This window comes from Pseudomonas sp. MYb327 (assembly GCF_040438925.1).
GTDB lineage: Bacteria > Pseudomonadota > Gammaproteobacteria > Pseudomonadales > Pseudomonadaceae > Aquipseudomonas.
On record NZ_CP159258.1, the window covers coordinates 5165358 to 5186620 of the forward strand.

The following is a 21263-nucleotide window of genomic DNA, read 5'->3' on the forward strand; positions in this document are numbered from 1 at the left end:
ACAAGCAAGAATGGCTAAGGTATTCGCGATAGCGAACCAAAAGGGTGGTGTGGGCAAGACCACCACCTGCATCAACCTCGCAGCATCCCTGGTCGCGACCAAGCGTCGGGTATTGCTGATCGATCTCGATCCACAGGGCAACGCCACCATGGGCAGCGGTGTGGATAAGCACGGCCTGGAAAACTCGGTCTACGACCTGTTGATCGGCGAATGCGATCTGGCTCAGGCCATGCATTACTCCGAACACGGCGGTTACCAGTTGTTGCCGGCCAACCGCGACCTGACCGCCGCCGAAGTGGTTCTGCTGGAAATGCAGATGAAGGAAAGCCGCCTGCGCAGCGCGTTGGCGCCGATCCGGGAAAACTACGATTACATCTTGATCGACTGCCCGCCGTCGCTGTCGATGCTGACATTGAATGCGCTCGTCGCGGCCGACGGGGTAATTATCCCCATGCAGTGCGAGTACTTCGCACTTGAAGGTCTGAGTGACCTTGTGGATAACATCAAGCGCATCGCTGAACTGCTGAACCCGAACCTCAAGGTCGAAGGCCTGCTGCGGACGATGTACGACCCGCGTCTGAGCTTGATGAACGACGTCTCGGCGCAGCTCAAGGAACATTTTGGCGATCAGCTTTACGACACCGTCATTCCACGCAACATCCGTCTGGCCGAAGCTCCAAGCTATGGCATGCCGGCGCTGGCGTACGACAAATCATCGCGCGGAGCTGTTGCCTACCTGGCACTGGCGGGCGAAATGGTTCGTCGTCAACGCAAAAACTCACGCATCGCCGCTGCCCAGCCAACTTAAGGAATCCCCATGGCCGTCAAGAAACGAGGTCTCGGACGTGGACTGGATGCACTGCTGAGTGGTCCGACTGTCAGCTCGCTCGAAGAACAAGCGGTGCAAGCCGATCAGCGTGAGTTGCAACACTTGCCACTGGACTTGCTCCAACGCGGCAAGTATCAACCACGTCGCGACATGGACACCCAGGCGCTCGAAGAACTGGCACAGTCGATCAAGGCCCAGGGCGTCATGCAGCCGATTGTGGTCCGTCCTATCGGCAGCGGTCGTTTCGAAATCATTGCCGGTGAGCGCCGCTGGCGTGCCAGCCAGCAAGCGGGCCAGGAAACCATCCCGGCGATGGTTCGCGATGTCTCGGATGAAACCGCGATCGCCATGGCATTGATCGAGAACATCCAGCGCGAAGACCTCAATCCGATCGAAGAAGCCGTAGCCTTGCAGCGTTTGCAGCAGGAATTCCAGCTGACCCAGCAACAAGTCGCCGAAGCGGTCGGTAAGTCACGGGTGACCGTGGCCAACCTGTTGCGGTTGATTTCGTTGCCGGAAGTCATCAAGACCATGCTGTCCCACGGCGACCTGGAAATGGGACATGCCCGTGCTTTGCTCGGTTTGCCGGATAATCAACAGGTTGAAGGGGCGCGACATGTTGTCGCACGTGGCCTTACCGTGCGCCAAACTGAGGCACTCGTTCGGCAGTGGTTGAGTGGTAAACCGGAGCCTGTCGAAGCGGCAAAACCAGACCCGGATATTGCCCGTCTTGAACAGCGTCTGGCTGAGCGCCTAGGCTCTGCGGTGCAGATTCGCCATGGGAAGAAAGGAAAAGGTCAGTTGGTGATTGGCTACAACTCCCTGGATGAACTTCAAGGTGTGCTCGCACATATCCGCTGAAACATTTCCTCATGTAGCGCGCAGTCGGAAATCACTACCTGACAGTTGAATAGGGGCTGAACCGCCCCTATACTCTGCGCGCATTTTGTCGGCACAAATTATGCCAAGTTATTGAATTCTGGCAGCCGACCATTGGAGAGCAATAGTGATGGAAACCCGCACGCCAAACCGCTTGCCGTTCCATCGTTTGGCAGTTTTTCCGGTGTTAATGGCTCAGTTTGTCATTTTGCTGATTGCCGCTTTGGCGCTCTGGCAATGGTATGGAGTCGTTGCCGGGTACTCGGGACTCTGCGGAGGCCTGATAGCCTTGCTGCCCAATGTTTATTTCGCTCACAGGGCATTTCGGTTTTCCGGCGCCCGAGCAGCTCAAGCCATCGTCCGGTCATTTTATGCTGGCGAGGCGGGCAAACTGATTTTGACGGCAGTGCTCTTTGCATTGACGTTTGCAGGTGTGAAGCCATTGGCGCCGTTAGCAGTATTCGGCGTCTTCGTTCTGACCCAACTGGTCAGCTGGTTCGCGCCCCTGCTGATGAGAACAAGACTTTCGAGACCTTAGGGCGTTTGAGGCAACCATGGCAGAAACAACCGCTTCGGGCTATATCCAGCACCACTTGCAGAACCTGACTTTCGGTCAGCACCCTACCGGCGGCTGGGGCTTTGCCCACACCGCAGCAGAAGCCAAAGAAATGGGCTTCTGGGCTTTCCACGTCGATACTCTCGGCTGGTCGGTCGCATTGGGTCTGATCTTCGTTCTTCTTTTCCGCATGGCGGCGAAGAAAGCGACTTCGGGTCAACCAGGTGCATTGCAGAACTTCGTTGAAGTATTGGTCGAATTCGTCGATGGCAGCGTGAAAGACAGCTTCCATGGCCGTAGCCCGGTGATTGCACCGCTGGCACTGACCATCTTCGTCTGGGTGTTTCTGATGAACGCCGTCGACCTGGTACCGGTCGACTGGATTCCTCAGCTGGCCATCCTGATCTCCGGCGACCACCACATCCCGTTCCGTGCCGTGTCGACTACCGACCCGAACGCGACCCTGGGCATGGCGTTCTCGGTTTTCGCACTGATCATTTTCTATAGCATCAAGGTCAAGGGCCTCGGCGGCTTCATCGGCGAGCTGACCCTGCACCCGTTCGGCAGCAAGAACATCTTCGTTCAGGCCCTGCTGATCCCGGTGAACTTCCTGCTGGAATTTGTGACCCTGATCGCCAAACCGATTTCCCTGGCTCTGCGTCTGTTCGGCAACATGTATGCCGGCGAGCTGGTGTTCATTCTGATCGCCGTGATGTTCGGCAGCGGTCTGCTCTGGCTTAGTGGCCTGGGCGTAGTTCTGCAGTGGGCGTGGGCTGTGTTCCACATCCTGATCATCACTCTGCAGGCGTTCATCTTCATGATGCTGACCATCGTTTACCTGTCGATGGCGCACGAAGAAAACCATTAAGACCAGTCTCGACTAGTCTGATGTCCTTCCCGGTCAAACGGGAAGGGGCTCCTCACGGGGCATCTGAAACGATTTGTTTTACCGCTTTAATCTAAAAAACCTAAACCATACGACGTAAAAGTCGGGAGGAAAGATGGAAACTGTAGTTGGTCTAACCGCTATCGCTGTTGCACTGTTGATCGGCCTGGGCGCACTGGGTACCGCAATTGGTTTCGGCCTGCTGGGCGGCAAGTTCCTGGAAGGCGCAGCGCGTCAGCCAGAAATGGTTCCAATGCTGCAAGTTAAAATGTTCATCGTTGCCGGTCTGCTCGACGCCGTAACCATGATCGGTGTTGGTATCGCTCTGTTCTTCACCTTTGCGAACCCGTTCGTTGGTCAGATCGCTGGCTAATTACTCGGATCTTCCGGGTAATTTGGTGTGATGGACAACGTAACTGCGAGGTGTTGGCGTGAACATTAATGCGACCCTGATTGGCCAGTCCGTTGCGTTCCTGATTTTTGTACTGTTCTGCATGAAGTTCGTATGGCCTCCGGTCATCGCGGCACTGCACGAACGTCAAAAGAAGATCGCGGATGGACTGGACGCTGCCAGCCGAGCAGCTCGCGACCTGGAGTTGGCCCAAGAGAAAGCGGGTCAACAACTGCGCGAAGCGAAAGCTCAGGCAGCTGAAATCATCGAGCAAGCCAAGAAACGCGGTAACCAGATCGTTGAAGAGGCTGTTGAAAAAGCCCGTATCGACGCTGACCGTGTGAAGGTTCAGGCTCAGGCCGAGATCGAACAGGAACTGAACAGTGTCAAAGACGCGCTGCGTGCCCAAGTGGGCTTGCTGGCAGTCGGCGGCGCCGAGAAGATCCTGGGTGCCACAATCGATCAAAACGCGCACGCAGAGCTGGTAAACAAACTGGCTACTGAAATCTAAGCGAGGGCGATCATGGCAGAACTGACCACGTTGGCCCGACCTTACGCTAAGGCGGCCTTCGAGCACGCTCAGGCCCACCAGCAACTGGCCAATTGGTCAGCCATGCTCGGCCTGGCAGCAGCGGTGTCGCAAGACGACACCATGCAGCGCGTGCTCAAGGCCCCGCGACTGACGAGCGCAGAAAAGGCCGCCACGTTCATTGACGTGTGCGGCGACAAGTTTGATGTGAAGGCACAGAACTTCATCAACGTCGTTGCCGAAAACGACCGTCTCCCGCTTCTGCCGGAGATCGCCGCTCTTTTCGACCTGTACAAGGCCGAACAAGAGAAATCGGTAGACGTTGAAGTGACCAGTGCTTTCGCATTGAACCAAGAACAGCAAGACAAACTCGCCAAGGTTCTCAGTGCACGACTCAACCGGGAAGTGCGCCTGCAAGTCGAGGAAGACAAATCCCTTATTGGGGGCGTTGTCATCCGCGCCGGCGACCTGGTTATCGATGGCTCGATTCGCGGCAAAATCGCGAAACTTGCCGAAGCATTGAAATCTTGAGTTTGAAGGGGCAGCAGAGCAATGCAGCAACTCAATCCTTCCGAAATAAGTGAAATTATCAAGGGCCGCATCGACAAGCTCGATGTGACCTCCCAAGCCCGTAACGAAGGCACTGTCGTCAGCGTATCTGACGGTATCGTGCGGATTCACGGTCTGGCCGACGTTATGTACGGCGAGATGATCGAGTTTCCGGGCGGCGTCTACGGTATGGCCCTCAACCTGGAGCAAGACTCCGTAGGTGCTGTTGTACTGGGCGCTTACCAGTCTCTGGCTGAAGGCATGAGCGCCAAGTGCACCGGCCGCATCCTCGAAGTTCCGGTTGGTAAGGAACTGCTGGGTCGCGTAGTCGACGCACTGGGTAACCCTGTTGATGGCAAAGGTCCGCTGAACAACACCGAGACCGACGCGGTCGAGAAAGTTGCTCCAGGCGTGATCTGGCGTAAGTCGGTAGACCAGCCTGTACAGACTGGCTACAAGGCTGTCGATGCCATGATCCCTGTCGGCCGTGGCCAGCGTGAGCTGATCATCGGTGACCGTCAGATCGGTAAAACCGCTCTGGCGATCGACGCGATCATCAACCAGAAAGACAGCGGCATTTTCTGCGTCTACGTCGCGATCGGTCAGAAACAATCGACCATCGCCAACGTGGTTCGCAAGCTGGAAGAAAACGGCGCCCTGGCCAACACGATCATCGTGGCTGCCAGTGCTTCGGAATCTCCTGCGCTGCAGTTCCTGGCACCGTACTCCGGTTGCACCATGGGCGAATACTTCCGCGACCGCGGTGAAGACGCGCTGATCGTTTATGACGATCTGTCCAAGCAAGCAGTGGCTTACCGCCAGATTTCCCTGCTGCTGCGCCGTCCACCAGGCCGTGAAGCTTACCCAGGCGACGTGTTCTATCTCCACTCCCGTCTGCTGGAGCGCGCATCCCGCGTTTCGGAAGAGTATGTAGAGAAGTTCACCAACGGCGCAGTGACCGGCAAAACCGGTTCCCTGACCGCACTGCCGATCATCGAAACCCAGGCTGGCGACGTTTCCGCGTTCGTTCCGACCAACGTGATTTCCATCACCGACGGTCAGATCTTCCTGGAATCGGCCATGTTCAACTCGGGCATCCGCCCTGCAGTGAACGCCGGTGTTTCGGTATCCCGTGTGGGTGGTGCCGCTCAGACCAAGATCATCAAGAAGCTGTCCGGTGGTATCCGTACCGCTCTGGCTCAGTACCGTGAACTGGCGGCATTCGCTCAGTTCGCTTCTGACCTGGACGAAGCGACCCGTAAGCAACTTGAGCATGGTCAGCGCGTTACCGAGCTGATGAAGCAGAAGCAATACGCACCAATGTCGATCGCTGACATGGCGCTGTCGCTGTATGCCGCTGAGCGTGGGTTCCTGACTGACGTTGAAATCGCCAAAATCGGCAGCTTCGAGCAAGCGCTGATTGCTTTCTTCAACCGCGATCACGCCGATTTGATGGCGAAGATCAACGTGAAGGGTGACTTCAATGACGAAATCGACGCTGGCATGAAAGCCGGTATCGAGAAGTTCAAGGCCACCCAAACCTGGTAAGCCGCAGCGGGAGCCGCAAGGCTCCCGCTTGCTAACCTGATAGGTGTTACATGGCAGGCGCAAAAGAGATTCGCAGTAAGATTGCGAGCATCAAAAGCACGCAAAAGATTACCAGCGCCATGGAAAAAGTGGCGGTCAGCAAAATGCGCAAGGCACAAATGCGCATGGCTGCTAGCCGTCCTTATGCGGAGCGTATCCGACAGGTAATTGGGCATCTGGCCAACGCCAACCCGGAATACCGCCATCCATTCATGATCGACCGCGAAGTTAAGCGTGTCGGTTATGTCGTGGTGAGCAGTGACCGTGGTCTGTGCGGCGGCTTGAACACCAACCTGTTCAAGGCCCTGGTCAAGGACATGGCGGTAAACCGCGAAAACGGCGTCGAGATTGATCTGTGTGTGATTGGTAGCAAGGGTGCGGCTTTCTTCCGCAACTTCGGCGGTAACGTCGTAGCAGCTATCAGCCACCTGGGTGAAGAGCCGTCGATCAATGATCTGATCGGCAGCGTCAAGGTGATGCTGGATGCCTACCTGGAGGGCCGTATTGACCGCCTGTCCGTGGTGTCCAACAAGTTCATCAACACCATGACGCAACAGCCTACTGTGGAACAATTGGTTCCGCTGGTGGCAACCCCGGATCAAGAACTCAAGCACCACTGGGACTATCTCTACGAACCGGACGCCAAAGAGCTGCTTGACGGCCTGATGGTGCGTTACGTGGAGTCGCAGGTGTACCAGGCGGTGGTCGAGAACAACGCGGCTGAACAGGCTGCGCGGATGATCGCAATGAAGAACGCTACCGACAACGCCGGTGATTTGATCAGCGATTTGCAGCTGGTCTACAACAAGGCGCGTCAGGCTGCGATCACCCAAGAGATCTCGGAAATCGTCGGCGGCGCTGCCGCGGTTTAACGGTTCAAATATTCAGAGGATCCAGCTATGAGTAGCGGACGTATCGTTCAAATCATCGGCGCCGTTATCGACGTGGAATTTCCACGCGACAGCGTACCGAGCATCTACAACGCGCTGAAAGTAGTGAGCGCGGCTGAAACCACCCTGGAAGTTCAGCAGCAGCTGGGCGACGGCGTGGTTCGCACCATTGCGATGGGTTCCACCGAAGGCTTGAAGCGCGGTCTGGAAGTTACCGATTCTGGCGCAGCCATCTCCGTACCGGTCGGTAAAGCGACTCTGGGCCGGATCATGGACGTCCTCGGTAATCCGATCGACGAAGCTGGCCCGATCGACACCGAAGAGCGTTGGGGCATTCACCGTCCAGCGCCTTCGTTCGCTGAACAGGCAGGCGGCAACGACCTGCTGGAAACCGGCATCAAGGTTATCGACCTGGTTTGCCCGTTTGCCAAAGGCGGTAAAGTTGGTCTGTTCGGTGGTGCCGGTGTAGGCAAAACCGTAAACATGATGGAACTGATCCGTAACATCGCCATCGAGCACAGCGGTTATTCCGTGTTCGCCGGTGTGGGTGAGCGTACTCGTGAGGGTAACGACTTCTACCACGAGATGAAGGACTCCAACGTTCTGGACAAAGTGGCACTGGTTTACGGTCAGATGAACGAGCCGCCGGGAAACCGTCTGCGCGTAGCTCTGACCGGCCTGACCATGGCCGAGAAGTTCCGTGACGAAGGTAACGACGTTCTGCTGTTCGTCGACAACATCTATCGTTACACCCTGGCCGGTACTGAAGTATCCGCACTGCTGGGCCGTATGCCTTCCGCAGTAGGTTACCAGCCGACCCTGGCTGAAGAGATGGGCGTTCTGCAAGAACGTATCACTTCGACCAAGGAAGGTTCGATCACTTCGATCCAAGCGGTATACGTACCTGCGGACGACTTGACCGACCCGTCGCCAGCGACCACCTTCGCCCACTTGGACGCTACCGTCGTTCTGTCCCGTGACATCGCTTCCCTGGGTATCTACCCAGCGGTCGATCCACTCGACTCGACTTCGCGCCAGCTGGATCCGAACGTAATCGGCCAGGATCACTACGACACCGCTCGCGGCGTCCAGTACGTTCTGCAACGTTACAAAGAGCTGAAAGACATCATCGCGATCCTGGGTATGGACGAGCTGTCGGAAGCCGACAAACAGTTGGTAAACCGTGCTCGTAAGATCCAGCGCTTCTTGTCGCAGCCGTTCTTCGTGGCTGAAGTCTTCACCGGTGCTTCGGGTAAATACGTTTCCCTGAAAGACACCATTGCTGGCTTCAAAGGCATCCTCAACGGTGACTACGACCACCTGCCAGAACAAGCGTTCTACATGGTTGGCGGCATCGAAGAAGCGATCGAGAAAGCCAAGAAACTGTAATCCCGGCGCCCGGCAACGGGCGCTAATTTAGGTTGAGGCAATCAGATGGCTATGACAGTCCATTGCGATATCGTCAGCGCGGAAGGGGAAATCTTTTCCGGTCTGGTCGAGATGGTGATTGCGCACGGTGCACTGGGTGATCTTGGTATCGCTCTGGGTCACGCGCCGCTGATCACTAATCTGAAGCCAGGTCCGATCCGCCTGGTCAAGCAGGGCGGGGAAGAGGAGGTGTATTACATCTCCGGCGGTTTCCTCGAGGTTCAGCCGAACATGGTCAAGGTTCTTGCCGACACCGTGCAACGTGCTGCCGACCTGGACGAAGCCTCCGCTCAGGAAGCCGTAAAGGCTGCCGAGAAGGCCTTGCATGAGCGGGGAGCGGAATTCGATTACGGTTCTGCTGCCGCACGTCTGGCCGAGGCCGCAGCTCAGCTGCGCACCGTCCAGCAGATCCGCAAGAAGTTTGGCCACTAAGCCAGCGCTTGTTGTGTGATTGATTAAAAAGGGTAGCCTCGGCTACCCTTTTTTCTTTTACGACGTTCATCACTCTGGTCGCAGTTGTTGACCACCCAGGATTGGTAGCCTGCCATGTCTCTCGAAATCGTTATCCTCGCTGCTGGTCAAGGCACGCGTATGCGCTCGGCGTTGCCGAAAGTCCTGCACCCGATTGCCGGCAACTCGATGCTTGGCCATGTTATCCACAGCGCCCGGCAACTTAATCCACAGCGCATCCATGTGGTGATAGGTCACGGCGCCGACGCCGTACGTGAACGTCTGGCCGCTGATGATCTGAATTTCGTCCTTCAGGACAAACAACTCGGCACAGGCCATGCGGTGGCCCAAGCCGTACCTTTCATTAAATCCGACACGGTGCTGATCCTTTATGGCGACGTACCGTTGATCGAAGTGGAAACCCTTCAACGTCTGCTCAAGAAGGTCGAGCCTCGGCAATTGGGCTTGCTCACTGTCGAGCTGGACGATCCAACCGGGTATGGCCGTATCGTGCGCGACGGGGCTGGCAACGTGGTCGCTATCGTCGAACAGAAAGACGCCAGTGAGGCCGAGCGTGCGATCACCGAAGGCAACACCGGTATTCTGGCCCTGCCTTTCGAAAGTCTTGGCGACTGGATGAGCCGCCTCTCCAACAACAATGCCCAAGGCGAGTATTACCTCACTGACGTGATTGCCATGGCGGTGAGCGACGGCCTGGTGGTAGCCACCGAGCAACCTCACGATGCAATGGAAGTACAGGGCGCCAATGATCGCAAGCAGCTTTCCGAGCTTGAGCGCCACTATCAATTGCGCGCAGGTCGCCGTTTGATGGCTCAGGGCGTGACCCTGCGCGATCCGGCCCGTTTCGATGTCCGCGGTGAGGTCACTGTTGGTCGCGACGTGCTGATCGATATCAACGTGATTCTCGAAGGCAAAGTTGTCATTGAAGACGACGTGGTGATTGGTCCGAACTGCGTGATCAAGGACAGCACCCTGCGTAAAGGTGTGGTGATCAAGGCGAACAGCCATATCGAAGGCGCCATTCTCGGTGAGGGCAGCGATGCCGGTCCGTTCGCCCGCTTGCGTCCAGGCTCTGTGTTGGAAGCGCGGGCACATGTGGGTAACTTCGTCGAACTGAAAAACGCGCACATGGGCGAAGGCGCCAAGGCCGGACACCTGGCCTATTTGGGCGATGCCGAAATTGGCGCAAGAACCAACATTGGTGCCGGCACCATCACCTGCAATTACGATGGCGCCAACAAGTGGAAAACGGTGCTGGGTGCAGATGTGTTCATCGGTTCGAACAATTCGTTGGTGGCGCCTGTGGATATCCTCGATGGTGCAACCACTGCAGCAGGTTCGACCATCACCTCGACTGTGGATAAATCCCAGTTGGCCGTAGGTCGTGCTCGTCAGAAAAACATCGATGGCTGGAAGCGGCCGGAAAAGATCAAGAAGACCTGAGTTATCCACAGACCCTGTAGGATCTGGCTTGCCAGCGATAGTGACTTGCCTGATTTCCGAGTCGTTCCCATCGCCAGCATGCCGGTTCCTACTCGTTATCCACCGTACTTTTTATCGTCCCACGCTTGACGAAGTTTCGCTGATAGGTTTTGATTGATTACGTTATCTTTCGAATCGAAACTTACCAAACCATGTCGAAACGCAATACGCCACAACGCCGCCACAACATCCTCGCCTTGCTCATTGAGCAGGGCGAAGTCAGTGTGGATGAGTTGGCCAAGCGCTTCGAAACTTCGGAAGTTACGATTCGCAAGGATCTGGCGGCACTTGAAACCAACGGTCTGTTGCTGCGTCGTTATGGTGGCGCAATCACCATGCCTCAAGAACTGGTGGCTGACGTCGGTCTGCCAGTCTCCAAGTACAAGCAGGCTATCGCCCGTGCTGCCGTGGCGCGAATTCGCGAACATGCGCGGATCATCATCGATAGCGGCAGCACCACTGCTTCGATGATCCCGGAACTTGGTCAACAGCCGGGACTGGTGGTTATGACCAATTCCCTTCACGTTGCCAACGCGTTGAGCGAACTGGAGCATGAGCCGGTGCTTTTAATGACTGGCGGTACTTGGGACCCGCATTCCGAATCCTTCCAGGGTCAGGTTGCCGAGCAGGTACTACGCTCCTACGACTTTGATCAGTTATTCATTGGGGCCGATGGCATCGATCTGGTTCGTGGGACAACTACCTTCAATGAGTTGCTGGGTTTGAGCCGGGTCATGGCTGAAGTCGCCCGCGAAGTAGTCGTCATGGTCGAGGCCGACAAGATCGGCCGCAAGATTCCCAATCTGGAGCTGCCCTGGAGTAGCGTCCATACCCTCATTACCGATGATCGCCTGCCGCTCGAGGCCCGCGATCAGATTCAAGCCCGCGGCATCACTTTGATATGCGCGGCTGTCAGTCAGGAGAAATAGTATGTGTGGCATTGTCGGCGCAGTCGCAGAACGTAACATCACCGCCATCCTGGTCGAAGGCCTGAAGCGTCTGGAATACCGTGGGTATGACAGCGCTGGCGTGGCGGTCTACACCAATGACGCAACACTCGAACGCGTGCGTCGACCGGGTAAAGTCAGTGAGCTGGAACTGGCGTTGGCTGAAACGCCGCTGGTTGGTCGTCTGGGCATTGCTCATACCCGCTGGGCGACTCACGGTGCGCCGTGCGAGCGCAACGCACACCCGCATTTGTCCGGTGATTTGGCAGTTGTGCACAACGGCATCATCGAAAACCATGAAGCCCTGCGCGAACAACTCCAGGCGCTGGGTTACGTGTTCACCTCGGACACCGATACTGAAGTCATCGCCCATCTGCTGAACCACAAACTCAAGGATTTACCTGACCTGACTCTGGCTCTCAAAGCGGCGGTCAAAGAGTTGCATGGCGCTTATGGCTTGGCAGTGATCAGTGGTCAGCAGCCCGATCGCCTGGTGGCAGCCCGCAGTGGTAGCCCGCTGGTGATCGGCCTGGGCCTGGGTGAAAACTTCCTCGCCTCGGATCAGTTAGCCCTGCGCCAGGTCACCGACCGCTTTATCTACCTGGAAGAGGGCGATATCGCCGAAATCCGTCGTGACAGCGCGCAAATCTGGGACGTTAACGGCCAAGTCGTCGAGCGCGAAATCGTGCAGTACCGCGACAGTGCCGAAGCGACGGAAAAAGGTACGTTCCGCCACTTCATGCTCAAGGAAATCCACGAACAACCGTCCGTAGTTCAGCGCACTTTGGAAGGTCGCCTTAGCCAGGATCAAGTGTTGGTGCAGGCGTTCGGCCCGCAAGCAGCCGAGCTGTTTGCCAAGGTGCGTAATGTGCAAATCGTGGCGTGTGGCACCAGTTATCACGCCGGCATGGTTGCCCGTTACTGGCTTGAAGAACTGGCCGGCATTCCGTGCCAGGTCGAAGTCGCCAGCGAATTCCGCTACCGCAAAGTGGTGGTGCAGCCCGACACTCTGTTCGTCACCATCTCCCAATCCGGCGAAACCGCTGACACGCTGGCTGCCCTGCGCAACGCCAAGGAACTGGGTTTCCTCGCCAGCCTTGCCATTTGCAACGTTGGTATCAGCTCCCTGGTGCGCGAATCCGACTTGACGCTGTTGACCCAGGCCGGTCGCGAAATCGGTGTGGCCTCGACCAAAGCCTTCACCACCCAATTGGTTGGCCTGTTGTTGCTGACCCTGTCCTTGGGTCAGGTTCACGGCACGCTGGGCGAAGGCGTTGAAGCAACGCTGGTAGAAGAGCTTCGCCGCCTGCCGACCCGTCTGGGTGAAGCATTGGCAATGGACAGCACTGTGGAGAAAATCGCCGAGCTGTTCGCCGAGAAGAATCACACCCTGTTTCTCGGTCGTGGTGCGCAATTCCCGGTAGCGATGGAAGGAGCACTCAAGCTTAAAGAGATTTCCTACATTCACGCCGAAGCTTACCCGGCGGGCGAGCTGAAACATGGTCCGTTGGCCCTTGTGGATAACGACATGCCAGTGGTGACCGTTGCGCCGAATAACGAGCTGCTCGAGAAGCTGAAGTCCAACCTTCAGGAAGTCCGCGCCCGTGGTGGTCAGTTGGTGGTCTTTGCTGACGAGAAGGCCGGCATGAGTAATGGTGAGGGCACGCACGTTGTGCACATGCCGCACATCCACGACATCCTGTCGCCGATCCTCTACACCATTCCGCTGCAATTGCTTTCGTATTACGTGGCGGTGTTGAAAGGTACGGACGTTGACCAGCCGCGCAACCTGGCGAAGTCGGTGACTGTGGAATAAGTTATCCACAGATAGCCGAAAGTAAAAAAGATCGCAGCCTGCGGCAGCTCCTATAGGGAATTGATATACACCTGTAGGAGCTGCCGCAGGCTGCGATCTTTTGATTTTTAACGAGGGTTCCTTAATGGACCGCTTCCAGGAAATGCAGGTCTTCGCCGCTGTCGCCCAAGACCAGGGCTTCTCTGCTGCGGCTCGACGTTTGGGCCTGTCGGCGGCCAGCGTTACCCGGGCGGTTGCGGCGTTGGAGAAGCGGATTGGCACGCCGTTGCTTACTCGCACCACGCGCAGCGTTCATTTGAGCGAGGCGGGCCAGCGTTACCTGGAGGATTGTCGGAGAATTCTCGCCGAGGTGCAGGAAGCCGAGGATTCGGCAGCGGGCAGTCACGCCCAACCCCGTGGGCAACTGACAATCACTGCACCGGTGTTGTTTGGTGAGTTGTTTATCACGCCGCTGATGGTGAGTTTTCTGACGCAATTCCCCGACGTGACGATCAATGCGCTGCTGGTTGATCGGGTGGTGAGCGTGGTCGAGGAGGGCGTTGATGTCGCCATTCGTATCGGTGAACTTCCGGATAGCAACCAGCATGCGATCCAAGTTGGCGAAGTTCGGCGGGTGATCTGTGCATCACCAGAATTTTTGGCAACCCATGGACGGCCAAAGCATCCGCAAGAACTGGCCGAAGCGCCGATCATTGCGACATCCGCGATCGGCCAGTTGAAAAGCTGGCCGTTCCTTGAAAGTGGCGAGCTAATGAGTGTCCGGGCTGAACCGAGACTGACCGTGACGGCGAATCAAGCGGCCATTACCGCCGCAGCCCTCGGTTTGGGTTTCACTCGAGTGTTGTCTTATCAGACGGCGAGCAAAGTAGCGGCCGGGGAGCTGGAAATCGTTCTGGCGAATTTCGAAATGCCGCCCTTGCCTATCCATGTGGTCTATCAGGGAGGGCGCAAAGCTGCGGCGCGGGTTCGCAGTTTTGTCGACTTTACCGTTAAGGCGCTTCGAGAGCACCCGGCGTTGCAGAGCTGATTGATTGTTTCATCGGAAGAAATAATGGATTGCGCTTGTTGGCTATTCTGTTGTTTTGGTGAGTGGCGGAAGATGGCCGCCACAGGTGCTGATCTATCCCGAACGGCACTAATCACCCGCGGAGTCGACTATGCAAGCCATCAAACTCTACAACTTTCCTCGTTCCGGCCACGCTCACCGTGTGGAACTGATGCTCTCACTGTTGCAACTTCCAACCGAGTTGATCTTCGTAGACTTGGCCAAGGGTGAGCACAAGTTGCCGGAATTCCTGGCACTCAATGCGTTTGGCCAAGTGCCCGTGCTGGATGACAACGGTGTGGTGTTGGCGGACTCCAACGCGATCCTGGTTTATCTGGCGCAAAAATACGGCAACGGTCGCTGGTTGCCAGCCGATCCGGTTGGCGCGGCAAGAGTGCAGCGCTGGTTGTCCGCCGCCGCGGGCCCCATCGCTTTCGGCCCGGCCAGGGCGAGACTGATCACCGTGTTTGGGGCGCCATACAAAGCTGAAGAAGTGATTCCTTACGCCCACTCCGTCCTCAAGGTAATCGACCAGGAACTGGCCAACACGCCTTATCTGGCCGGCAACGAGCCAACCATTGCCGACGTCGCGGCCTATAGCTACATCGCCCACGCGCCAGAAGGCAATGTTTCGCTCGATGACTACGCCAACATCCGTGCCTGGCTGGGTCGTGTCGAAGCCTTGTCTGGTTTCGTCGGCATGCCGCGCACCGTTGCTGGCCTGCAAACAACTGCCTGATGCCTTCGGCCCGATTATGTCGGGCCTTTCATGCTGTGCCATTGGCGCAGGGGAGAAGCCGTAATGGATTATTCACCGTGGCATGCCGGCGAAAAACAGTTGCAGGCGCATGTAGGTGTTGTCGAGCGAATGGAGTCGTTAGGCCGTAGGGTTATTCGCCGCGAAATGCCTGACCAGCACCGCAAGTTCTATCAGCAACTGCCGTTCATGCTTTACGGCGCGGTGGATGCGGACGGTAATCCCTGGGCCAGTGTGCTGGAAGGTGAGCCGGGTTTTGCTCATTCACCTGAGCCGGGGCTGTTGCATTTCAGCAGCCTGCCAGGTGCCGATGATCCCGCGCATTTGAGCGATGGTGCGGCAATTGGCCTTCTGGGAATCGAACTGCACACCCGGCGGCGCAACCGGATCAATGGGCGAGTCGGTGCGATGACGGCAAGTGGATTCGAGGTGACGGTGGATCAGTCCTACGGCAATTGTCCGCAGTACATCCAATTGCGGCAGTTTCGTTCGGCTCCGTTGGCAGACCCGGCGACGCGGATCGTACAGCACCTCAGCGAACTGGATGACGCGGCTACTGCAGTGATCGCCAAGGCTGACACATTTTTTGTCGCCAGCTACGTAGATGTGGAGGGCGAGCGTTCGGTGGATGTTTCACACCGCGGCGGCCAGGCAGGTTTCGTTCAGGTTGAGGGGAATTGCCTGACCATCCCGGATTTCGCCGGCAACCTGTTCTTCAATACCTTGGGCAACCTGTTAATTAATCCGAAGGCCGGTTTGTTGTTCATCGATTTCAATTCCGGTGACCTGCTACACCTTAGCGGGCGCACCGAAATTATCCTTGAAGGTCCTCAGGTCGAGGCCTTTCAAGGCGCTGAACGTTTGTGGAAGTTCCACGTGGAACAATTAGTGCGTAGACCTGCTTCATTGTCTTTGCGCTGGCGCTTCGACGGCGTGTCACCCACCAGTTTGCTCACCGGCACCTGGGACCAAACGAAGGCGCGCCTGCAAGCCAAAGCCTTGGGCGATCAATGGCGGCCATTGCGAGTGGTGCGCATAGAAGCGGAGAGTCATAACATCCGCTCGATCTATATGGAACCTGCCGACGGAGCTGGTTTGCCGTTGTTCCAGGCCGGGCAGCATTTGCCGCTGCGATTCAATATTGATGGCGAGGTGCATATACGCACCTACAGTTTGTCGAGCGCGCCGTCCGATGATTTTTTCCGCATCAGCGTGAAGCGTGGAGGGCGCGTGTCTTCGCACCTGCATGAGCAGATTTCTGTGGGTGATTTGTTGGAAGCTCGCCCGCCTCAAGGGCATTTCACTGTGGCGCCGCATGAGCGTCGACCATTGGTATTGCTGGCTGCTGGTGTTGGCATTACGCCGCTGCTGTCGATGTTGCGTGAGGTGGTTTATCAAGGGTTGCGTACCCGGCGTATTCGGCCGACCTGGTTTGTGCAAAGTTCACGGACTTTGGCCGACCAGCCGTTTCGTCCCGAACTGGATCGCCTGCTTGAGAGTGCCGGTGATGCCATCAGGGTCGTGCGCCTGCTCAGCCAGCCGGAGGCGGATACCCGAGAGGGCGAAGATTTCGATTTGACCGGGCGTATCGATGTCGCATTGCTTCAGGATTTGCTTGAGGTCGACGACTACGATCAGCTGGACTTTGTTCTATGTGGTCCCGGCAGTTTTACTCAGGCGATGTATGACGGCCTTCGGGAACTCGATATCCGTGACGCAAGGATTCATGCTGAAACGTTCGGTCCATCGACACTGCGCCGACAACCTGATCCCGATGCGGTGGTTATCGATCAACCGCCCGCCGCAATAACGTCTGTGCCGGTGGTGTTTCAGCGTTCGGCAAAGGAAGCACGCTGGCAACCCGGTGGCGGGAGTTTGCTGGAGTTGGCGGAAAGCCGTGGGATGCATCCTGAATTCAGTTGTCGCGGCGGTTCTTGTGGGACGTGCACGACCCGACTCATAAGCGGCCAGGTGAACTATCCACAGCCCCCTGCGGAAATGCCGGATAAAGGGCAAGTTCTGATTTGTTGTGCGATTCCGGCTCAAGGAACGCAGCCCTTGGTCCTGGATATCTGAGGGATCGCAGCGAGCCGGCATTGCCCATTGGTCGATGGCTGAGTAGGGTGTGCGCAGAACGAAAAAGGGCCTTAAAAGGCCCTTTCTGCATTTCAGGGACAGGCGTTTTCAGAATGGTTTCTTTCACCCGATTGATCGTTTCGTTGTCGGCTCTTGTGCTGCTCAATGGTTGCGAGCGACAGGACGGGCCAGCGCTCGATCAACAACTCTACATCTGGCAGCGACAGTGGACGCCAGGCCATGACGCCGCGCTGAGGGATAGTCGTGCAGACTTTTCGACCCTGCGTGTGCTGGCGTTACAGGCTTTCCCGCAAGCGGGTTGGAGTCGGGCGAGAATTGATCCTCTGCTGCTCAAGCGTGATGGGCGGCCGCTGATTGCGGTGATTCGCCTTGATGGTCAGCTGCCATTGCTGAATAAAGACGAAGTGACGGTACAGATTCAGCAGGTGATCAGCGATTGGCAGGCACAAGGACTGACCCTCGCCGGTGTAGAAATCGACCACGATGCGGGTAACGCTCGGCTCACTGCCTATCGCGAATTTCTCACGCACTTGCGCGTGCTTTTACCCTCCACTTTGCCGTTGAGCATTACTGCTTTACCGGCCTGGCTCGACAGTTCGGAATTGCCTGCGTTGTTATCCACAGTCGATAGCAGCGTGTTACAGGTGCATGCGGTGAACGATCCGCGTCGCGGTTTGTTTGATGCGCATCAGGCTCAGCGATGGGCCGAGGCCTGGAGCCGCATTACAACGAAACCTTTCTATCTGGCACTGCCCGCCTATGGCGTGGCGTTGTTGCCAGGCGCCAGCGGAGCGCCGATTGTGGAAAGCGAAGTGGTGCTCGACCGTGGTGGCGAGCGCCGGGAACTACTGGCCGACCCGCAGCAGTTAAGCAAACTCGGAAAAGAGTTGCGCAACGATCCGCCAGCTCACCTGGCCGGGCTGATCTGGTTTCGCCTGCCACTGTCCAATGACCGTAGAGCCTGGAGCCTGACAACATTGCGCGCGGTGGCTCGTGGTGATGTGTTGCATAGCCGGTTGGCGCTGAAACTCTCGTCGCAGGGCGACCTCTATGACATCGCCATCAGGAACGAGGGCAACCTCGACAGTGCCTGGCCCAAGCGCCTGACCCTGGTAGTGCAGGGTTGTGAAGGTGCCGATGCGCTGGCCGGTTATGCATTGCAACAGCAACCGGGTCTGCTTACCTTCACCCGCCAACGCGATGGCAGGATAGCGGCCGGTGCGCAGCGTGCCATCGGTTGGGCCCGCTGCGAAAAAATTGATCAAGGAGCGTCAAATGTTTACCCGTAACTGGCCGCGTCATTTTCTTTGCCTGAGCCTCAGCCTGCCGCTGGGTTCGGCGGTGGCCTGCGGGCCGGATTTCCCCATCCGGCTGTTGGACAACCGTGGCCAATCGCTGGCGGAACTGCCGGAAGGCAATTTCAGTTTCGAGGTCAGCCGTCTCGGCCACGCGATTGCTGGTTTGAAGAATGTCTCGTCAGGCGCTTACAGCAGGGAAGCGTCCGAATATGTGACGCAACGGGACGAGGCCGAGCAGGCCGGTTTGACGGCGGATCAGCAAGCACAGGTGAAACAGTTGCGTGGTCTGACCGATGCGCGTCTGGTTGAAGTGCAGGGCGCAAGTTTGCCTGCCGAGCTAAATCTTTACCTGGCCGGAGCCGTGGGGTTCCGCTCCGGTGATTACGCACTGGCGGCAGAATACTTCCAGAAAGTGCTGGCACTACCGGCCGAACAACGCCGGTCGCGCAGCACCTGGGCCGCGTACTCGATGGGCCGGTCGTTGTTCGCCATGAGTGCGGAGGCGGGCGCGGCTCCCGACCTGCTGGCGCAGTCACGCAAGGCCTTCGAGCAAACACGTCAATTGAGTCTCGACGGTTTCAGCGATCCGCTTGAACTGGGTGTTGCCAGTCTCGGTGAAGAGGCTCGCGCTGCCCGTACCGAGGGTGACTGGAACAGCGCGATTGAGCTCTACGCCACGCAGAACATTCATGGTTCGGCGGTGGGTTACTCCTCGCTGAAGCTGTTGATGACCGAACTGGCGGCGATGCCAGAGGATCAACTGCGCGAGTTGCTCAAAGGCAAGCAGGTACAGCAATTGGTCACCGCGTCGTTGATCAGTCGACTCGGTTGGTCATTCGGTGATCAACCGTCGAATGAACAGAAGTTGATCAAACGCCTGCAAAGCAGCACGCGCGGTAGCCTCGATAATGCAGATCGACTGGCAGCGATGAATTATCAACAGGGTGATTACGCCAGTGCCAAGGCTTTCCTCGAACATGCTGGGGATGGCGGTCTGGCGTGGTGGCTGCGGGCCAAACTGGCCATGCGCGACGGCGATAAAAGTGCTGCGACGGCCGCTTATGCGAAGGCGGCTCAGGCCTTCCCGCAGAGTGAATCCTGGGGCGATCGGAGAACGCCGGACTACGATTACGAAACGCTGCAGCCCAAGTGTCGGGTCGAAGGTGAAAGCGCGATCCTGGCCCTGCAACGCGGCGATTACCTGCAAGCTTTTGATCAGCTGTATCGCAGCAACGACATTTACTGGTTCGATGCCGCAACGGTCGCCGAGCGTGTGTTGACCGTCGATGAGCTCAAGCATTACGTCGACACCCAAGTGCCGTCGCCGCCGTCACTGACTCAGCAGGATCGCGATAACTATGTGCCGTTACCGGTCGCTGCCAAGCTACGCAACTTGCTCGGGCGGCGCTTGTTGCGCGAAGGTCGATACGACGAGGCTCCAGCGTATTTCGACAACGATCAGTTACAACACAAGGCTACGTGGTACGGGCAGCTACGCCACGATGCAGAAACCAAATGGTGGCCGACCAAGCGCGCTTTTGCTTATTTCTATGCTGCCCAAGTGGCCCGTTTCGACGGAATGGAGCTGTTGGGTTACGAGATGGCCCCGGATTACGCGACTTTTGGGGGAAATTACAGTCTCGAAAGTAGCGAACTCCAGGTCGGGCCATTAGTGGCTGAAGAGGAAGTCAAACGTCAGCAGGCCAGCGCGGCTCAACCCGATCAGCGTTACCACTACCGATACGTCGCAAACGCATTGGCCAGCCACGTTGCCGACAACTTGCCCCACACCAGCCAGGCTTTTGCGGCGGTACTGTGTGCGGCGGCGGGATGGAATGGCGGCGCGCAAGAAAAGGGCGCTTTTTACCAGCGTTACGTCAAACAGGGACCGTACGTGGATTGGGCATCGTCCTTTGGTGAGCGATGCCCGTCCCCGGATTTCCAGAATGCTGACAAGCGTTACGTGACACAAGCTGTAGCTCCCGTCCGATCGGCACTTCGTCCTTACAAGAAGCCGTTGCAGTACGGCACCGTGATTGGGGTAGCGGGCTTGGCGTTGCTACTGATTCATCGTCGCAAGCGCAAAAAATTGGTGTAATCAGGCCTGTTCAACAAAGGTCAGGCGAACGGCAAAACCGATTAACAAGCTGCCAAATAGCCACTGCTGCAGGCGTTGCGCAAAAACAGCCACAGTCCAGCCATGTTGCACCCCGTTCGTTGTCGATTTGGTATGACCAGTCTATTGCGCCAACGCAGGGGGGCTTGCGTTGTTTGCTTCTAATACGAGGATAGTTGGCATAACCTGCTACTAATCGAACGCTGGACTAACGGGATCTGCCAAACCATGAAACTGGATGCCTACGACCGGAAAATTCTGGCCGCGCTGCAACGGGACGGACGCCTGAGCAATGTGCAACTGGCAGAGCAAATCGGACTGTCGGCTTCACCCTGTTTGCGTCGGGTACGGATGCTTGAAGACGCCGGGGTGATTCGTGGCTATCAGGCCAATCTGGATCGCGATGAGGTCGGGCTGGGATTGACCGTATTTGTCGGGGTCAAGGTGGAACGCCACAACGATGAGCAGGCAGAATCTTTTCGTTTGGCCGTAACGGCGTTGCCAGAGGTGATTTCGGCGTTTCTGGTATCAGGGGAATCGGATTTTCTTTTGCAGGTGGTGGTGCCGGATCTACGCGCCTACGACCGTTTTCTCACGGGATGCTTGTTGAAGCTGCCCGGAGTGAGCGATATCCGCAGCAACTTTGCCATTCACACCGTGAAGACGCCGGGGGCGTTGCCTTTGGGGCACTTGCCAAGCTGAAAGTCGAA

20 protein-coding genes and 1 pseudogene are annotated in these 21263 nt (G+C 57.2%); 20 read left to right on the plus strand and 1 reads right to left on the minus strand.

Translation table 11 applies throughout. The features are described 5' to 3' along the window. Nucleotides 1-10 precede the first annotated feature (10 nt). The 19 genes from ABVN21_RS23330 to ABVN21_RS23420 all read left to right on the plus strand — a co-directional run bounded on the left by ABVN21_RS23330 (nucleotide 11) and on the right by ABVN21_RS23420 (nucleotide 20535). Nucleotides 11-808 carry a ParA family protein gene (locus tag ABVN21_RS23330; RefSeq protein WP_034149399.1) on the plus strand — a complete coding sequence of 266 codons (798 nt, stop codon included), beginning with the start codon at nucleotides 11-13 and terminating at the stop codon, nucleotides 806-808. A 9-nt stretch (nucleotides 809-817) separates the two neighbouring features. Next, on the plus strand, nucleotides 818-1690 hold the full coding sequence (locus ABVN21_RS23335; RefSeq protein WP_034149398.1) for a ParB/RepB/Spo0J family partition protein: 873 nt from the start codon (nucleotides 818-820) through the stop codon (nucleotides 1688-1690). A gap of 148 nt (nucleotides 1691-1838) precedes the next feature. Further along, nucleotides 1839-2246: a F0F1 ATP synthase subunit I gene (locus tag ABVN21_RS23340; protein ID WP_047535609.1), complete on the plus strand. Its 408-nt coding sequence runs from the start codon at nucleotides 1839-1841 to the stop codon at nucleotides 2244-2246. A 16-nt stretch (nucleotides 2247-2262) separates the two neighbouring features. Beyond that, a complete protein-coding gene (gene atpB, locus ABVN21_RS23345) occupies nucleotides 2263-3132 on the plus strand; it encodes a F0F1 ATP synthase subunit A (RefSeq protein ID WP_007969902.1) in 870 nt (289 codons plus the stop codon). A gap of 133 nt (nucleotides 3133-3265) precedes the next feature. Further along, nucleotides 3266-3523 carry a F0F1 ATP synthase subunit C gene (gene atpE, locus ABVN21_RS23350; protein WP_003097235.1) on the plus strand — a complete coding sequence of 86 codons (258 nt, stop codon included), beginning with the start codon at nucleotides 3266-3268 and terminating at the stop codon, nucleotides 3521-3523. Nucleotides 3524-3581: 58 nt separating this feature from the next. Beyond that, nucleotides 3582-4052: a F0F1 ATP synthase subunit B gene (locus tag ABVN21_RS23355; RefSeq protein WP_034149395.1), complete on the plus strand. Its 471-nt coding sequence runs from the start codon at nucleotides 3582-3584 to the stop codon at nucleotides 4050-4052. A gap of 12 nt (nucleotides 4053-4064) precedes the next feature. Further along, complete coding sequence (locus tag ABVN21_RS23360) at nucleotides 4065-4601, plus strand: F0F1 ATP synthase subunit delta (protein ID WP_201146557.1); 537 nt, start codon at nucleotides 4065-4067, stop codon at nucleotides 4599-4601. 21 nt (nucleotides 4602-4622) lie between these two features. Further along, nucleotides 4623-6167 carry a F0F1 ATP synthase subunit alpha gene (gene atpA, locus ABVN21_RS23365; RefSeq protein ID WP_339552457.1) on the plus strand — a complete coding sequence of 515 codons (1545 nt, stop codon included), beginning with the start codon at nucleotides 4623-4625 and terminating at the stop codon, nucleotides 6165-6167. Nucleotides 6168-6217: 50 nt separating this feature from the next. Further along, a complete protein-coding gene (atpG, locus tag ABVN21_RS23370) occupies nucleotides 6218-7078 on the plus strand; it encodes a F0F1 ATP synthase subunit gamma (RefSeq protein WP_339552458.1) in 861 nt (286 codons plus the stop codon). A 27-nt stretch (nucleotides 7079-7105) separates the two neighbouring features. Continuing rightward, nucleotides 7106-8485 (plus strand): F0F1 ATP synthase subunit beta, encoded by a 1380-nt coding sequence (atpD, locus tag ABVN21_RS23375; RefSeq protein WP_007911961.1) that lies wholly within the window; start codon nucleotides 7106-7108, stop codon nucleotides 8483-8485. Nucleotides 8486-8530: 45 nt separating this feature from the next. Further along, nucleotides 8531-8956, plus strand: coding sequence for a F0F1 ATP synthase subunit epsilon (locus ABVN21_RS23380; RefSeq protein ID WP_007969909.1), 426 nt, complete (start codon nucleotides 8531-8533; stop codon nucleotides 8954-8956). 114 nt (nucleotides 8957-9070) lie between these two features. Continuing rightward, nucleotides 9071-10438: a bifunctional UDP-N-acetylglucosamine diphosphorylase/glucosamine-1-phosphate N-acetyltransferase GlmU gene (glmU, locus tag ABVN21_RS23385; RefSeq protein ID WP_339552459.1), complete on the plus strand. Its 1368-nt coding sequence runs from the start codon at nucleotides 9071-9073 to the stop codon at nucleotides 10436-10438. Nucleotides 10439-10629: 191 nt separating this feature from the next. Further along, nucleotides 10630-11406 carry a DeoR family transcriptional regulator gene (locus ABVN21_RS23390; RefSeq protein ID WP_339552460.1) on the plus strand — a complete coding sequence of 259 codons (777 nt, stop codon included), beginning with the start codon at nucleotides 10630-10632 and terminating at the stop codon, nucleotides 11404-11406. Between the two features lies 1 nt (nucleotide 11407). Beyond that, entirely contained in the window at nucleotides 11408-13240 is a 1833-nt protein-coding gene (glmS, locus tag ABVN21_RS23395) for a glutamine--fructose-6-phosphate transaminase (isomerizing) (RefSeq protein WP_339552461.1), read from the plus strand. A gap of 124 nt (nucleotides 13241-13364) precedes the next feature. Next, complete coding sequence (locus ABVN21_RS23400) at nucleotides 13365-14267, plus strand: LysR family transcriptional regulator (RefSeq protein WP_339552462.1); 903 nt, start codon at nucleotides 13365-13367, stop codon at nucleotides 14265-14267. 130 nt (nucleotides 14268-14397) lie between these two features. Next, nucleotides 14398-15024: a glutathione S-transferase gene (locus tag ABVN21_RS23405; RefSeq protein WP_339552463.1), complete on the plus strand. Its 627-nt coding sequence runs from the start codon at nucleotides 14398-14400 to the stop codon at nucleotides 15022-15024. A gap of 63 nt (nucleotides 15025-15087) precedes the next feature. Next, a complete protein-coding gene (locus ABVN21_RS23410; protein ID WP_339552464.1) occupies nucleotides 15088-17118 on the plus strand; it encodes a pyridoxamine 5'-phosphate oxidase family protein in 2031 nt (676 codons plus the stop codon). Between the two features lie 113 nt (nucleotides 17119-17231). After that, nucleotides 17232-18428 carry a DUF3142 domain-containing protein gene (locus ABVN21_RS23415; protein ID WP_339552465.1) on the plus strand — a complete coding sequence of 399 codons (1197 nt, stop codon included), beginning with the start codon at nucleotides 17232-17234 and terminating at the stop codon, nucleotides 18426-18428. Continuing rightward, nucleotides 18415-20535, plus strand: a complete 2121-nt coding sequence (locus ABVN21_RS23420) for a hypothetical protein (RefSeq protein ID WP_339552466.1) — start codon at nucleotides 18415-18417, stop codon at nucleotides 20533-20535. Before ABVN21_RS23415 ends, ABVN21_RS23420 begins: the two co-directional genes overlap by 14 nt. On the opposite strand, the pseudogene ABVN21_RS23425 reads toward ABVN21_RS23420, so the two are convergent. Then, nucleotides 20536-20616 (minus strand): annotated as a pseudogene (locus ABVN21_RS23425) (LysE family translocator); the annotation flags it as partial. It abuts the gene before it with no gap. Between the two features lie 165 nt (nucleotides 20617-20781). On the opposite strand from ABVN21_RS23425, the gene ABVN21_RS23430 reads away from it, so the two are divergent. Continuing rightward, nucleotides 20782-21255, plus strand: coding sequence for an Lrp/AsnC family transcriptional regulator (locus tag ABVN21_RS23430; protein ID WP_339552467.1), 474 nt, complete (start codon nucleotides 20782-20784; stop codon nucleotides 21253-21255). The last annotated feature ends 8 nt before the right edge of the window (nucleotides 21256-21263 follow it).

Excerpts from the sequence above, each read along its gene's own strand:
- ABVN21_RS23330 (WP_034149399.1), top strand. The coding sequence starts at position 11 with ATGGCTAAGGTATTCGCGATAGCGAACCAAAAGGGTGGTGTGGGCAAG.
- ABVN21_RS23335 (WP_034149398.1), top strand. The coding sequence starts at position 818 with ATGGCCGTCAAGAAACGAGGTCTCGGACGTGGACTGGATGCACTGCTG.
- ABVN21_RS23340 (WP_047535609.1), top strand. The coding sequence starts at position 1,839 with ATGGAAACCCGCACGCCAAACCGCTTGCCGTTCCATCGTTTGGCAGTT.
- atpB (WP_007969902.1), top strand. The coding sequence starts at position 2,263 with ATGGCAGAAACAACCGCTTCGGGCTATATCCAGCACCACTTGCAGAAC.
- atpE (WP_003097235.1), top strand. The coding sequence starts at position 3,266 with ATGGAAACTGTAGTTGGTCTAACCGCTATCGCTGTTGCACTGTTGATC.
- ABVN21_RS23360 (WP_201146557.1), top strand. The coding sequence starts at position 4,065 with ATGGCAGAACTGACCACGTTGGCCCGACCTTACGCTAAGGCGGCCTTC.
- atpA (WP_339552457.1), top strand. The coding sequence starts at position 4,623 with ATGCAGCAACTCAATCCTTCCGAAATAAGTGAAATTATCAAGGGCCGC.
- atpG (WP_339552458.1), top strand. The coding sequence starts at position 6,218 with ATGGCAGGCGCAAAAGAGATTCGCAGTAAGATTGCGAGCATCAAAAGC.
- atpD (WP_007911961.1), top strand. The coding sequence starts at position 7,106 with ATGAGTAGCGGACGTATCGTTCAAATCATCGGCGCCGTTATCGACGTG.
- ABVN21_RS23380 (WP_007969909.1), top strand. The coding sequence starts at position 8,531 with ATGGCTATGACAGTCCATTGCGATATCGTCAGCGCGGAAGGGGAAATC.
- glmU (WP_339552459.1), top strand. The coding sequence starts at position 9,071 with ATGTCTCTCGAAATCGTTATCCTCGCTGCTGGTCAAGGCACGCGTATG.
- ABVN21_RS23390 (WP_339552460.1), top strand. The coding sequence starts at position 10,630 with ATGTCGAAACGCAATACGCCACAACGCCGCCACAACATCCTCGCCTTG.
- glmS (WP_339552461.1), top strand. The coding sequence starts at position 11,408 with ATGTGTGGCATTGTCGGCGCAGTCGCAGAACGTAACATCACCGCCATC.
- ABVN21_RS23400 (WP_339552462.1), top strand. The coding sequence starts at position 13,365 with ATGGACCGCTTCCAGGAAATGCAGGTCTTCGCCGCTGTCGCCCAAGAC.
- ABVN21_RS23405 (WP_339552463.1), top strand. The coding sequence starts at position 14,398 with ATGCAAGCCATCAAACTCTACAACTTTCCTCGTTCCGGCCACGCTCAC.
- ABVN21_RS23410 (WP_339552464.1), top strand. The coding sequence starts at position 15,088 with ATGGATTATTCACCGTGGCATGCCGGCGAAAAACAGTTGCAGGCGCAT.
- ABVN21_RS23415 (WP_339552465.1), top strand. The coding sequence starts at position 17,232 with ATGGTTTCTTTCACCCGATTGATCGTTTCGTTGTCGGCTCTTGTGCTG.
- ABVN21_RS23420 (WP_339552466.1), top strand. The coding sequence starts at position 18,415 with ATGTTTACCCGTAACTGGCCGCGTCATTTTCTTTGCCTGAGCCTCAGC.
- ABVN21_RS23430 (WP_339552467.1), top strand. The coding sequence starts at position 20,782 with ATGAAACTGGATGCCTACGACCGGAAAATTCTGGCCGCGCTGCAACGG.